11 protein-coding genes are annotated in these 12,325 nt (G+C 71.8%); 6 read left to right on the forward strand and 5 right to left on the reverse strand.

What is annotated here, in order from left to right:
* Positions 1–109: 109 nt before the first annotated feature.
* Positions 110–973, reverse strand: a complete 864-nt coding sequence (locus ABZ780_RS15430) for an MBL fold metallo-hydrolase (RefSeq protein WP_357486423.1) — start codon at positions 971–973, stop codon at positions 110–112.
* A 138-nt stretch (positions 974–1,111) separates the two neighbouring features.
* Here ABZ780_RS15430 and ABZ780_RS15435 point away from each other — a divergent pair, with 138 nt between their 5' ends.
* Positions 1,112–2,329: an NADP-dependent isocitrate dehydrogenase gene (locus ABZ780_RS15435; protein WP_357486424.1), complete on the forward strand. Its 1,218-nt coding sequence runs from the start codon at positions 1,112–1,114 to the stop codon at positions 2,327–2,329.
* Positions 2,330–2,685: 356 nt separating this feature from the next.
* Here the strand turns inward: ABZ780_RS15435 and galT are convergent, their stop codons facing one another.
* The 4 genes from galT to ABZ780_RS15455 form a co-directional block, all read right to left on the reverse strand.
* On the reverse strand, positions 2,686–3,762 hold the full coding sequence (galT, locus tag ABZ780_RS15440) for a galactose-1-phosphate uridylyltransferase (RefSeq protein WP_357486426.1): 1,077 nt from the start codon (positions 3,760–3,762) through the stop codon (positions 2,686–2,688).
* Positions 3,759–4,583, reverse strand: a complete 825-nt coding sequence (locus tag ABZ780_RS15445; protein ID WP_357486428.1) for a DeoR/GlpR family DNA-binding transcription regulator — start codon at positions 4,581–4,583, stop codon at positions 3,759–3,761. The genes galT and ABZ780_RS15445 overlap by 4 nt, the downstream gene beginning before the upstream one ends.
* Positions 4,584–4,693: 110 nt before the next feature.
* Positions 4,694–6,223: an adenylyl-sulfate kinase gene (cysC, locus tag ABZ780_RS15450; protein WP_357486430.1), complete on the reverse strand. Its 1,530-nt coding sequence runs from the start codon at positions 6,221–6,223 to the stop codon at positions 4,694–4,696.
* An 88-nt stretch (positions 6,224–6,311) separates the two neighbouring features.
* Complete coding sequence (locus ABZ780_RS15455; protein ID WP_357486432.1) at positions 6,312–7,826, reverse strand: glycosyltransferase family 2 protein; 1,515 nt, start codon at positions 7,824–7,826, stop codon at positions 6,312–6,314.
* A 238-nt stretch (positions 7,827–8,064) separates the two neighbouring features.
* On the opposite strand from ABZ780_RS15455, the gene ABZ780_RS15460 reads away from it, so the two are divergent.
* The 5 genes from ABZ780_RS15460 to ABZ780_RS15480 all read left to right on the forward strand — a co-directional run bounded on the left by ABZ780_RS15460 (position 8,065) and on the right by ABZ780_RS15480 (position 12,317).
* Positions 8,065–8,979: an ABC transporter ATP-binding protein gene (locus ABZ780_RS15460; protein ID WP_357007180.1), complete on the forward strand. Its 915-nt coding sequence runs from the start codon at positions 8,065–8,067 to the stop codon at positions 8,977–8,979.
* The gene (locus ABZ780_RS15465; RefSeq protein WP_357486434.1) at positions 8,972–9,877 is read left to right on the forward strand and encodes an ABC transporter permease subunit; all 906 of its coding nucleotides are present in this window, start codon (positions 8,972–8,974) and stop codon (positions 9,875–9,877) included. Before ABZ780_RS15460 ends, ABZ780_RS15465 begins: the two co-directional genes overlap by 8 nt.
* Positions 9,877–10,788, forward strand: a complete 912-nt coding sequence (locus ABZ780_RS15470; protein WP_357007186.1) for an ABC transporter ATP-binding protein — start codon at positions 9,877–9,879, stop codon at positions 10,786–10,788. Before ABZ780_RS15465 ends, ABZ780_RS15470 begins: the two co-directional genes overlap by 1 nt.
* A gap of 68 nt (positions 10,789–10,856) precedes the next feature.
* The gene (locus tag ABZ780_RS15475) at positions 10,857–11,567 is read left to right on the forward strand and encodes an ABC transporter permease (protein ID WP_357007189.1); all 711 of its coding nucleotides are present in this window, start codon (positions 10,857–10,859) and stop codon (positions 11,565–11,567) included.
* A 93-nt stretch (positions 11,568–11,660) separates the two neighbouring features.
* Positions 11,661–12,317 carry a hypothetical protein gene (locus ABZ780_RS15480; protein ID WP_357007192.1) on the forward strand — a complete coding sequence of 219 codons (657 nt, stop codon included), beginning with the start codon at positions 11,661–11,663 and terminating at the stop codon, positions 12,315–12,317.
* The last annotated feature ends 8 nt before the right edge of the window (positions 12,318–12,325 follow it).

A 12,325-nucleotide genomic window follows, 5' to 3' on the forward strand; every position in this document is an offset into this window, starting at 1 on the left:
CCCTCTTGTGTCCACCCCCCCCTCGCGCGTGGGGGGGGCCGGCCCGCGGGGGCGCGCCCCTTCCGCATATATCCCAGGCCCGCCCCAGCCGGCCCCGTTGACCATGAAGTTATTGCCCTCCCGACCGGCGTGTCGGGGCAATAACTTCATGATCAACGCGGGCGGGGGGCGGGGTGGGGGTGGGGGTGAAGGGGGTGCCTAGGTGGGGGGTGGCGAGGATGGTGGGGGAGTGGGTGCGCAGAGCGGTCAGGCGGGAGCGGCGGGCTTCCTCCGGGTCCTCCTCGTGGGCGTACGCCAGGTCGGGGTCGACGAGTTGCACGGCGTGCACCAGCAGGTCGCCGGTGACCAGCATCCGTTCGTCGGCCGAGGTCAGGAGCACCGACTGGTGGCCGGGGGTGTGCCCGGGGGTGGGCAGCAGACGTACCGCCGGGGTGAGGCTCGTCTCGCCGTCGACCACCCGGAGCTGGCCGGCGGCGCGCAAGGGCTCGACCAGGCTGGCCCGCAGCCCGGGGTTGATCACCTGGAGGGCGTCCAGCTCGGCCCGCTGCACCAGGTAGCTCGCGTTCGGGAAGTACGGCCGCCCCGGTGTGCCGGTCACCGCCCAGCCGACGTGGTCCGTGTGCAGATGGGTGAGCACGACGGCGTGCACGTCGTCGGGGTCGATGCCGGCCGCCGCCAGCTCGGCCGGCAGCCGGCCCGGCACCGGCGCCCAGCTCGCGGCCGGCGCGTCGGCCGGCCCGATGCCGGCGTCGACCAGGGTGACCGGCCCGTCGCCGACCCGCAGGGCGAAGCTGCGGAATTGCAGCCACCACTGCCCGTCGGCGGTGACGCTGCTCGGGTCGCGCCGGTCGGCCTCCCGCCAGTGCGCCGCGGTGGCCGTCGGGAACGCGTCGGCCCGGGGCTGGAAGAAGGGCCCCTCCCCGTCGGTGAGTGCGGTGACCGTGATAGACCCGAGGGTGCGGCTCAGAGGCATCGGGTGATGGTGCCAGGGAACTCCTGCGCCGCGCAGCCTGGTTTCCCCCGGCCGGTCGAGGCCGGGTGGGGGCTGCCGGCCCATTTGCAGTACGCTCGTACTGCTTGAGCACGTGTCCCCCGAGAGGAGCGCCGGCCGATGGCGAAGATCAAGGTAAACAACCCGGTCGTGGAGCTCGACGGCGACGAGATGACCCGGATCATCTGGAAGCAGATCCGGGAGCAGCTGATCCTGCCCTACCTCGACGTCGACCTGCACTACTACGACCTGTCGATCCAGCACCGCGACGAGACCGACGACCAGGTCACCATCGACGCCGCCAACGCCATCAAGGAGCACGGCGTCGGCGTCAAGTGCGCGACCATCACCCCGGACGAGGCCCGGGTGGAAGAGTTCGGCCTGAAGAAGATGTGGCGGTCGCCCAACGGCACCATCCGCAACATCCTCGGCGGCGTCGTCTTCCGCGAGCCGATCATCATGTCCAACGTGCCGCGGCTGGTCCCCGGCTGGACCAAGCCGATCATCATCGGCCGGCACGCCCACGGTGACCAGTACAAGGCCACCGACTTCGTCGTCCCCGGCCCGGGCACGGTGACCATCACCTACACCCCGGCCGACGGCGGCGCGCCGATGGAGATGGAGGTCGCCAACTTCCCCGGCGGCGGCATCGCCATGGGCATGTACAACTACGACGAGTCGATCCGGGACTTCGCCCGGGCGTCGTTCCGGTACGGCCTGGACCGCAACTACCCGGTCTACCTGTCGACCAAGAACACCATCCTCAAGGCGTACGACGGTCGGTTCAAGGACATCTTCGCCGAGGTGTTCGAGGCCGAGTTCAAGGCCGAGTTCGACGCCGCCGGCATCACCTACGAGCACCGGCTGATCGACGACATGGTCGCCGCCGCGCTCAAGTGGGAGGGCGGCTACGTCTGGGCCTGCAAGAACTACGACGGTGACGTGCAGTCCGACACCGTCGCGCAGGGCTTCGGCTCGCTGGGTCTGATGACCTCGGTCCTGCTCTCCCCGGACGGCCGTACCGTCGAGGCCGAGGCCGCGCACGGCACGGTCACCCGGCACTACCGGCAGTACCAGAAGGGCGAGAAGACCTCGACCAACCCGATCGCGTCGATCTACGCCTGGACCCGGGGTCTCGCGCACCGGGGCAAGCTGGACGGCACGCCGGCGGTGACCGAGTTCGCCAACACCCTGGAGCAGGTCATCGTCGACACCGTCGAGGGCGGCCAGATGACCAAGGACCTCGCGCTGCTCATCTCGCGCGACGCCCCGTGGCTGACCACCGACGAGTTCATGAACGCCCTGGACGAGAACCTGGCCCGCAAGATCGCTGGCTGATCCAGGCGTACCGCATCATCGAAGCCCGCCGGCACCCGCCGGCGGGCTTCGGCGTGTTTGGCGGTGGCGCGCCTTCGGCGTCACCGCCCCCGGCGCGCCTCGTTGACCAGGGTGGACGAGATGCCAGTCGCGTCCAAGGAAGGTTGACCGCGGTCGACCAGCGGCATGCGTGCCGATCAGGCAGCCTTCCCGGCTGTGGCGTGCACAGCCAGCCGTCCCTTCCCTGCGGGGGGCCCTGTCCCGGGCCCCCCGCGCCCTGTTCCCCGCCCTTTTCCGGCGACGCGCGGGGCACCGGCCCTTCTCCGCGACGTGCGGGGCGCCGGCCCTTCTCCGCGGCGCGCGGGTGCCGGCCCTTCTCAGGCGGCGCGCAGCAGGTCGGCGGCCCGCTCGGGGGCGATGTCGTTGATGAAGACACCCATCCCCGACTCGGAGCCGGCCAGGTACTTCAGCTTGTCCTCGGCTCGCCGGATGCTGAACAGCTGCAGATGCAGGTGGCCCAGCTCGCGGTCGATCCGGATCGGTGCCTGGTGCCACGCCGCGATGTAGGGCATCGGCATGTCGAACAGCCCGTCGAAGCGGCGCAGCAGATCGAGGTAGAGCGGCCCGAAGGCGTCCCGCTCGCTGTCGTCCAGCGCCGGGATGTCCGGCACCACGCGGCGCGGCGCGACGTGCACCTCGAACGGCCAGCGGGCCGCCGCCGGCACGAACGCCGTCCAGTGCTCGTTCTCGACGACCACCCGGTCACCTGTGGCGCGCTCGGCGGCCAGCACGTCCGCGTACAGGTTGCCCCCGCCGGTCCGCTCGGCGTGCCGGCGCGCGGCAGCCAGCAGCGCCCGGGTGCGTGGCGTCACGAAGGGGTACGCGTAGATCTGCCCGTGCGGGTGGTGCAGGGTGACGCCGATCTCGACGCCCCGGTTCTCGAAGCAGAACACCTGCTCCACACCGGGCAGCTCACCGAGCACCTCGGTGCGGTCGGCGAGCGCGTCCAGGACCGTGCGAACCCGGCGTGGGGGGAGGCTGGCGAAGGACGCGTTGTGGTCCGACGTGAAGCAGACCACCTCGCACCGGCCCAGCCCGGGCCGGACCGGCGTGAACGGGGTGATCTCGCCGGGCTCGTCGGCGACCCGGCCGCTCAGCGACGGGAACCGGTTCTCGAAGACCACCACGTCGTAGTCGGTGGCCGGGATCTCGGTCAGCCGGTCGCCGACCGACGGGTCGAGCGGGCACTCGTTAGCGGGCGGGAGGAAGGTGCGGGTCTGCCGGTGCACGGCGACGGCCACCCACTCGTCGGTCAGCGGGTCGTAGCGCAACTGCGAGGCGGGCGGCGGTGGCGGCAGGTCCCGGCGGTCCGGCTGGTCGCGGACGGCGTCGTCGTTCTCGTCGAAGTAGATCAGCTCCCGGCCGTCGGCCAGGTCGATCGCGGTGCGCTTCACTGCGCCGTCCCCTCACTCGTCGGCGTGCGCGTAGCGCGACCCGCCCCCGTTGCCTTCACCATGATCAATTCGCCCACCTGGTCGCCGAGTACCCGTCGTGCCGGCGGAGGCAACCGGTCGTCGCTGACCAGGACGTGCGCTGCTGCCAGCTCGACGATCGAGGAGATGCCCACCGTGCCCCACTTGGTGTGGTCGGCGAGGACCACCAGCCGGTCCGCCGCGGCCACCAACGCCCGGTCGGTCTCCGCCTCCATGAGGTTCGGGGTGGTGAAGCCGGCCCGCTCGGTGATGCCGTGCACGCCGAGGAAGAGCAGGTCCAGGTGCAGCGTCCGGACGGCGTCGACCGCGAGTGGGCCGACGAGGGCGTCCGACGGCGTACGCACACCGCCGGTGAGCACCACCGTCTGGTCGGGCCGACCGCCGGCGTGCAGGATCTCGGCCACCGGCAGCGAGTTGGTCACCACGGTCAGGCCGGGAACGTCCACCAGCCTGCGGGCCAACTCGGCGGTGGTGGTGCCGGCGGACAGCGCGATCGCCGCACCCGGTCGGACAAGCTGCGCCGCGCGGTCCGCGATGGCGGCCTTCTCCGACAGTTGGCGGACCGACTTGGCGTGGAAGCCCGGCTCGTCGGTCGAACTCGGGCCGGTCGTGGTGGCGCCGCCGTGCACCTTGGCCAGCAGGCCGCGCTCGTCCAGCGCCTCCAGGTCGCGCCGGATGGTCATGTCGGAGACGCCGAACTCGGTGGCGAGTTCGCTCACCCGGACACCGCCGGCCGCGCGGACCCGCTCCAGGATGGCCGCCTGCCGCTGCTGAGCGAGCATTCGTCGCGCCTCCCAAGGGTCCACGTACTCTCACGTGCTCGAACGTGTTCCAACAAAGATGAACACTAGCGCGTGCGCGGAACCGATGGAAGGAAGGGGAGGGCGACGCCTCAGGCAGACGGGAGCTTGAGCTCCACCCAGCCGGTCTCGGTGAGGTGGTGCAGCACCGCCTGGACCGCGTCCGCCACGCTCAGGTCGGTGGTGTCGAGCACCAGATCGGCGTCGGTCGGCGCCTCGTACGGGTCGTCGATGCCGGTCATCCCGGTGAGCAGGCCGGCCCGGGCCCGCGCGTACAGGCCCTTGCGGTCCCGCTGCTCGCACACCTCCAACGGCGTGGCGACGTGCACCAGCGTGAAGCCCGCCCCGGCGGCCAGTGCCATCTCCCGTGCGGTCGCCCGCGCCGCCGCGTACGGGGCGATCGGGCAGCAGATGCCCACCCCGCGATGCCGGGCGATCTCGGCCGCCACCCAGCCGATCCGCCGGACGTTGAGATCCCGGTCGGCCTTGCTGAAGCCGAGCCCGGCGGACAACTCCCGGCGCACCACGTCCCCGTCGAGCAGGGTCACCGTGCGGTCGCCGCTCTCGCGCAGCGCGTCCGCCAGCCCTCGGGCGATGGTGGACTTACCGGAGCCGGACAGGCCGGTCAGGAAGACCACCAGACCCCGGTGCCGGCGCGGCGGCCGGGCGCGGGCCAGCTCCTTCGCCACCGCCGGAGGGGTGTGCCACTCCGGCAGCGGGAAACCCCGGTCGAGCAGGTCGTCGATCTCGCTCTGGGTGAGCGCGAGGCGGCGGTTACGCGGCGGGATGTCGTCCCGCCAGCGCCACTGCCCGTCCCGGTTGTCGTATGCCAACTCGCGCGGCACCAGCACCCGCAGCCCGGCGCCCGAGAGCATCTCCCCGGTGGAGAGCAGGTGGGTCACCCCGTACGCGGCGGAGACCCGGGCGCGCAGCAGCGCGTCGCTGATCTCCTCCCGTCGGTGCGACAGGGGCACGGCCACCAGGGTCGCCGGGGGCATCCGGTCCCGGGCGGCGAAGACCGCACGCACCAGCGCCTCCGGTGCGAGCCCACCGGCACCGCCCTCACCGACCGGGATCATCACCAGCAGGTGTGCGGCAAGGGTGCGGGCGGCGTGCGCGATCTGCGCGAGCTGCGGCCGGTGCAGCGGTCGATCGGCGATGACCCCGAGCACCCGGCCCGGGGGCAGCAGCGCGCGGACCTCCTCCGGGCTGCGGCGCAACCGCTGGAACGGGCCGTGGCCGCCGTCGCCGAGCCGGTGCACCTGCCCGCCGACTCCCGCCACGCCCTCGCGTACCGGCCAGACGTCCGACACGTCCAGGGCGGCCGCCGGCGCGCCCTCCCCGTCGGTCAGCACCAGCGCCCGGCGGGCCGGGTCGCGCGGATCGAAGCCCTGCGCCAGCGCGCTGGGCACCTGGAGGGTCACCGGCACCTGCCACGGCGTGCCGTCGGCCAGTCGGCCACGACGGCTCACCGACACCAGGTCGGCGCGGGTCATGAAGCCGGTCAGAGGGGCGTACGCGCCGGTCAGCAGCAGCTCCAGATCAGCGAGCTCACCGGGACGCGGCGTGTACGCCGGCGCGTCCCGGAGCACCTCGTCGGGCAGCACCCAGCCGTTGCTCATCCACACCCCCCACTCGGTGATCGGCACACAGTTTCGCAGCCCACCGCCGATCGGTCGAGGCCGCCACTCCACGACCCGGATGGGCGGGTCAGCGGCGGACCCGGCGACCCACCGCCGACCGCAGCCGGTTCCAGACTTTCCGCTCGTCGCGGATCCGCGGGCGAGCGCCGTCGGCCCGGCAGACGAAGATCAGCGGCAGCGGCGCGTCCTCCGTCCACCCGGCGTTGGTGATCCGTGCCTTGAGGAGCCAGCTACCCCGGGTCCGGCCGCCGTTGAGGGCGCGGAAGTCGATCGTGGTGGTGGCCCGGTGCACCAGGTGGACGGTCCCCTCCGCGGCCGAGCCGTCGACCCGCTCGATCTCGAAGGTCACCGGGAGGAAGATTTCGTCGCCGGTCTCCCGGCGGCGGGCAACCAGGTCCAGTCGCCCCTTGCGGACCTGCGTGGTGGCGTCGAGGACCTCGGGGGCGATCTCGTCGACCGGGAGCACCAGCACGTCCCGCTCGTCGTCGGCGCGGAAACCGATCGGCTGGCCCTCGGAGCGCAGTTCGGCGGCGACGGTCATCGTGATCGTGTGCTCGTCGGGCCGGAAGTCGTCGATCCTGCTGTGCCCGGCGACGCCCGCCTCCCAGCGGGCCAGTCGGCGCAGGTCCGCGACCCGGCCCTGCCCGGCCAGGTAGGCGACGGCCCGTTGCAGCGGCGGTAGGCCGGCGGCCACGCCGGGAGCGAACCGCTCCGTGATGATCTTCTGGACCTCCAGGGCGACCTGCTCCACCCAGTCGTCGGGGGCCTCCAGCATCCGCTTGCCACGCAGCCGGTTGGTCATCTCGTTGCGCAGCCACCGCCGGTGCAGCCGGTCCCGCAGCGGACCCGGCTCGGTGTGGGCGTCGACGATGTCCAGCGCGTCCCGCACGCTCGCGTAGTAGCTCGACGGCTCCATCAGCGCCGCCGTGATGTTGCGGGTGTCGCCCCGCTGGGCGTGGTGGTAGCAGGTGTAGTCGGACAGCACGCAGGTGCGGCGGGACTTGAAGTAGGCCCGCACGACCAGCGAGTGGTCCTCGAGCCGCCGCTTGCCGCCCTCCGGGAACCGCAGCCCGTGCTCGTCGAGGAACGAGCGGCGGAACAGCTTGTGGCAGGTGAGGCTGTCGATCAGCGGGGCGTTCGCCAGGGTGGCGTCGAAGCGGTTCTTCCGGAACAGCTCCCGGGGCACGCCGCGCCCGTGCCCGGCCATCTTGCCGATCACCACGTCCGCGTCGTACGTCCTCGCGCAGTCGTAGAGCCGCTCCAGCGCCTGATCGGCGAACCAGTCGTCGTCGTCGGCGAAGAAGACGTACTCGCCGCGGGCGTGCTCGATGCCCAGGTTGCGCGGGCGCGACGGCCAGCCCGAGTTCTCGATGTGCAGCACCCGGATGTGCGGGTGCGCGTCGGCGAGCTGGTCCAACCGCTTGCCCGTGGTGTCGGTCGAGCCGTCGTCGACGAAAATCACCTCGAACTCGTCGGCGGGCAGCGACTGGCGCAGCAGCGACGACACAAGCTTCTCGATGTTCCGGCCGGTGTTGTACGCCGGCACGACGACACTCACCTTGGGGACGCCAACCTCGACCATCACGATTCCTCCCGCGTCGGCGGCCGGATGTCCTGGGGAACACTGTCCGGTGAACGGAATGTGAATCGTGCCATCAGGGACCGGCCATTTCGGCGGCGGGGTCTGACCGCCCGCCAGACCGGCGCAAATATCATCCGTGCCCGCCGACGGACCTTAGGGGTGACCTGTTCCGAGGATCAGGGGAGCGCCGGGGGCGCGCCGGGGTCCATGGAGGGCGTCGACTCCATACGCTGACGTCGTGACACTGATCGCGACCCAGTCGCTCACCAAGACGTACGGAGGTCGGGTCACCGCGCTGGCCGACCTCACCGTCGCCGTCGAGCCCGGGATCATCGGTCTGGTGGGCGCCAACGGTGCCGGCAAGTCCACCTTGATCAAGATCCTGCTCGGCCTGATCCCACCGACAAGCGGTCAGGTGTCGGTGCTCGGCATCGACCCGACCGCGGACCCGGCGCAGGTCCGCGCCCGCGTCGGCTACATGCCCGAGCACGACTGCCTTCCGCCGGACCTGTCCGCCGCCGAGCTGGTCACCCACCTCGGCCGGATGAGCGGCCTGCCCCGCACGACCGCCCGCGAGCGGGCGTCGGAGGCGCTGCGGCACGTCGGTCTCTACGAGGAGCGCTACCGCCCGGTCGGCGGCTATTCGACAGGCATGAAGCAACGCGTCAAGCTGGCCCAGGCGCTGGTGCACGACCCTGACCTGCTGCTGCTCGACGAGCCGACCAACGGCCTGGACCCGGCCGGCCGCGACGCCATGCTGGCCCTGGTGCACCGGATCGGCACCGAGTTCGGCATCTCCGTGCTGGTCTGCTCGCACCTGCTCGGCGAGGTGGAGCGGATCTGCGACACGCTGATCGCCATCGACGGCGGCCGGTTGCTGCGGGCCGACAACATCTCCGCGATGACGTCGGCGACCGACGTGCTCGCCGTGGAGGTCAGCGAGGGCACCGAGGAACTCGCCGCCCGCCTGGCCGAGTTGAAGCTGCCGGTCGCGCGGGACGGGCGACTGCTCCTCGTACCACTCGCCGACGACGGCACCTACGACCTGATCCTCGGCGCGGTCGCCGAACTGGACCTGCCACTGCACCGACTGGACCAGCGCCGGCACCGGGTGGCCGAACTCTTCGCCACGAGGGAGCTCTCCCATGCCTGAGCCGTCTTCCGCCGCGCTGCGGTCCACGCCGACCGGCGTCATCCACGACATCGGCTACCAGCGGTACACGGGCCCGATGCTAGGCCGGCGGCAGGTCTTCGGCGCGCTCTACGTGCACGGGCTGCGCACCATCTTCGGCTTCGGGCGCAGCGCCAAGGCCAAGATCTTCCCCTGGCTGGTGATCGGCATCGTCACCCTGGTCGCGGCGGCGCTGACCGCGATCCGCAGCCAGGTGGGCGAGCCGGTCGCCACGTACGCCCAGTTCGCCGACTCGATGAGCTGGCTGGTCCTCTTCTTCGTCGCGGTGGCCGCGCCGGAGCTGGTCTCGCGGGACCTGCGCAGCGGCGTCCTGCCTCTCTACTTCTCCCGGCCGCTGCCGCGCAGCGACTACGCGCTGGCCAAGCTGCTGGCACTGATGACGGGGCTCTGGCTGCTGCTCGGCGGCCCGCAGGTGCTGATGTTCCTGGGCGCCGCGTTCACCACCAAGCAGGGCCCTCGCGGGGTCTGGAACGAGCTGCTCGACCTGCTGCCCGGCCTGCTCTACGCCGGGCTGTGGGCGGTGGTCTTCGCCTCGGTCGGGCTGCTGATCGCGTCGCTGACCGGCAAGCGCGCCTTCGCCGCCGGTGGAGTGGTCGCCGTCTTCCTGATGACCACGCCGATCGTGGGGGTGCTGAGCATCCTGCCGTCGCGTAGCGCCAACGAGTTGGCCGGTCTCGCCTCGCCCTCCACCCTGGTGCAGGGAGTGGGCATCTGGTCGCTCGGCGACCTGCTGGTGGAGGGCGATCCGGGCGAGATGATGATCGGCGGGTTCGGTCCGGTCTACGCCCTGGCCGCGGTGCTGCTGGTCGCCAGCGCCACCGCCCTCCTGCTGGCCCGCTACCGGAAGGTTGCCTCCTGATGAGCACGCTGAGCCTGACCGGGGTGTCCCGGTGGTACGGCAACGTGGTCGCGGTCAACGACATCAGCATGGCGCTGGGGCCGGGCGTGACCGGCCTGCTCGGCCCGAACGGCGCCGGCAAGACCACCCTGCTGCACATGATGGCCGGGTTCCTCGCCCCGTCGCGCGGCACGGTCACCCTCGACGACGAGCCGACCTGGCGCAACCCCGACGTCTACCGGCGGCTGGGGCTGGTCAGCGAGCGGGAGGCGGTGCAGAGCTACCTCACCGCCCACGAGTTCGTGCTGGCCAGCGCGAAGCTGCACCGTCTGGCCGATCCTGCGGCGGCGGCTCGGCGGGCCATCGAGCTGGTCGAGTTGGAGTCGGCGCAGGACCGGCGGATCGGCACGTACTCCAAGGGCATGCGGCAGCGTGCCCGGGTGGCCGCCGCGTTGGTGCACGAACCGCAGGTGCTGCTGCTCGACGAGCCGTTCAACGGGATGGACCCGCGCCAGCGGCTGCACATGATGGAGCTGCTGCACAAACTGGGCGACTCCGGCCGGACGATCCTGTTCAGCTCGCACATTCTGGAGGAGGTCGAGCAGGTCTCCGGCACGGTGCAGGTGATGGTGGCCGGCCGACTGGCCGCCTCCGGCGACTTCCGGACCATTCGCCGGCTGATGACCAACCGTCCGCACGTCTTCGCGGTGCGCTCCACCGACGACCGGGCGCTGGCCGTGGCGCTGATCGCCGAGGCGTCGGTGAGCGGCGTCGAACTGGACCGCACCGGCCTGACCGTGCGCGCCGGCGACTACGGAGCATTCACCCGGGCGCTGCCCCGGATCGCACTGTCCCGGGGCATCCGGGTGCGCCAACTGGTGCCGTCCGACGAGTCCCTGGAGAGCGTCTTCTCCTACCTCGTGGAGGCCTGAGCCGGTGAGTGCGAGGAGTGAACGAGCGCAGCGAGTGAGCCCCGCAGTCACGAACGAAAGAAGCTGAGATGTCGACGATTACCTGGATCACCGCGCGTGGGCTGTTCGGCCGGCGACGGTTCCTGCTGCTTCTCCCGCTGCCGCTGGTGCTACTCGGGCTGGCCGTCCTCTGCCGGTCGCTGGGCGTCGACCCGCGCCAGTGGGGGCCGCCGGTGCTGGTCGGCCTCGGGCTGGCCGTGGTGCTGCCGGTGGTGGCGCTGATCATCGGCACCGGCGTGCTGGGTGCCGAGATCGACGACGGCACGGTGGTTCACATCCTGACCAAGCCGCTGCCGCGCTGGCAGATCGTGCTGCCGAAGCTCGCGGTGGCCGCCGGGGTCACCGCGGTGACCGTCGCGGTGCCGCTCTACGTCGCGGGCGTGCTGGCCGATTCGGTACGCCTCGGTCTGGCGCTCGCCGTCTCGGCCGCGCTCGGCGCGCTGGCGTACTCGGCGTTGTTCCTCGCGCTCAGCCTGGTCACCCGGCGGCCGGTGCTGCTCGGCCTGGTCTACGTGCTGATCTGGGAGGGGCTGCTGGGCAACTTCGTCAGCGGCACGAAGGTGCTCTCCATCCAGCAGTACGTGATCGCGCTGGCCGACCGGATCGCCCCCACCGGCCTGCTGGAGACCACGGTGTCGGTGCCGGTGGCATCGGTCATGACCGCGCTGGTGAGCATCGGCTTCACCGTGCTGGCCGTCGACCGCCTGCGCTCGTTCAGCGTGGCCGGCGAGACGAGCTGAGGCTGATGCGCGGTACTGTTCCGGCCAGCCTCCGCAGGCAGGTAGGGCTGGCCGGATGGACTGGCCGGGGCGGTGCCAGCCACGCTGGTGGGCGTGAGCGTGGACATGGGTGTCGAAGCGGAGCGGACGTCGTTGGCTGAGCCGTACTCCCGCAGCAGCCGGGCCTGGCTGACCAGCCTGGCGGTCGCCGGGCTGGCCAGCGCGACGGTGGCGACGGCGGCCCAGGGCACCGGCCGGTTCCACTGGTGGGCCGGGTTCATCCTGATCCCGGCAGCGCTGATCGCGGCCAGCGGCGGGCCGCTGCTGGCCCGGGGCGGCGGCCGGGCCTTCGCCGGGTTCGTCATCGCCTGCGTCGGCACGCTGACGTTCGTGGTGGGCGCGCTGCTGATGTTCGGCGTGATGGGCGCGGGCTGGCCGCTGCTGGTGGTGTTGCCCTGCCTGGCGATCGCCGGCACCTACGGGTGGCGGGCCGCCCACCCGCTGGCCCGTGGCCTGCACCGGGCGGTGGCTCTGCTCGCGCTCACCGGCGCGCTGCTGGGTCTGACCCTGCAACTGATCCGGGTGGATCTGGTCAGTCTGAGGACGGGCTGGTGGGGCGGGTTCATGATGCTGGCCGGGGCGATCGTGCTGGGTAACGCGGTCGAGTTGACCCGGCACCGGATGCCGTACCGGCTTCAGGCCATCACCCTGCTGGTCGGGCCGTCGGTGGTCGCGATCCTGCTCGGCCTGCGTTTCCTGCGCGGCTGGTGACCGATCCC

It is taken from the genome of Micromonospora sp. NPDC047467, from assembly GCF_040643095.1.
Lineage (GTDB): Bacteria > Actinomycetota > Actinomycetes > Mycobacteriales > Micromonosporaceae > Micromonospora.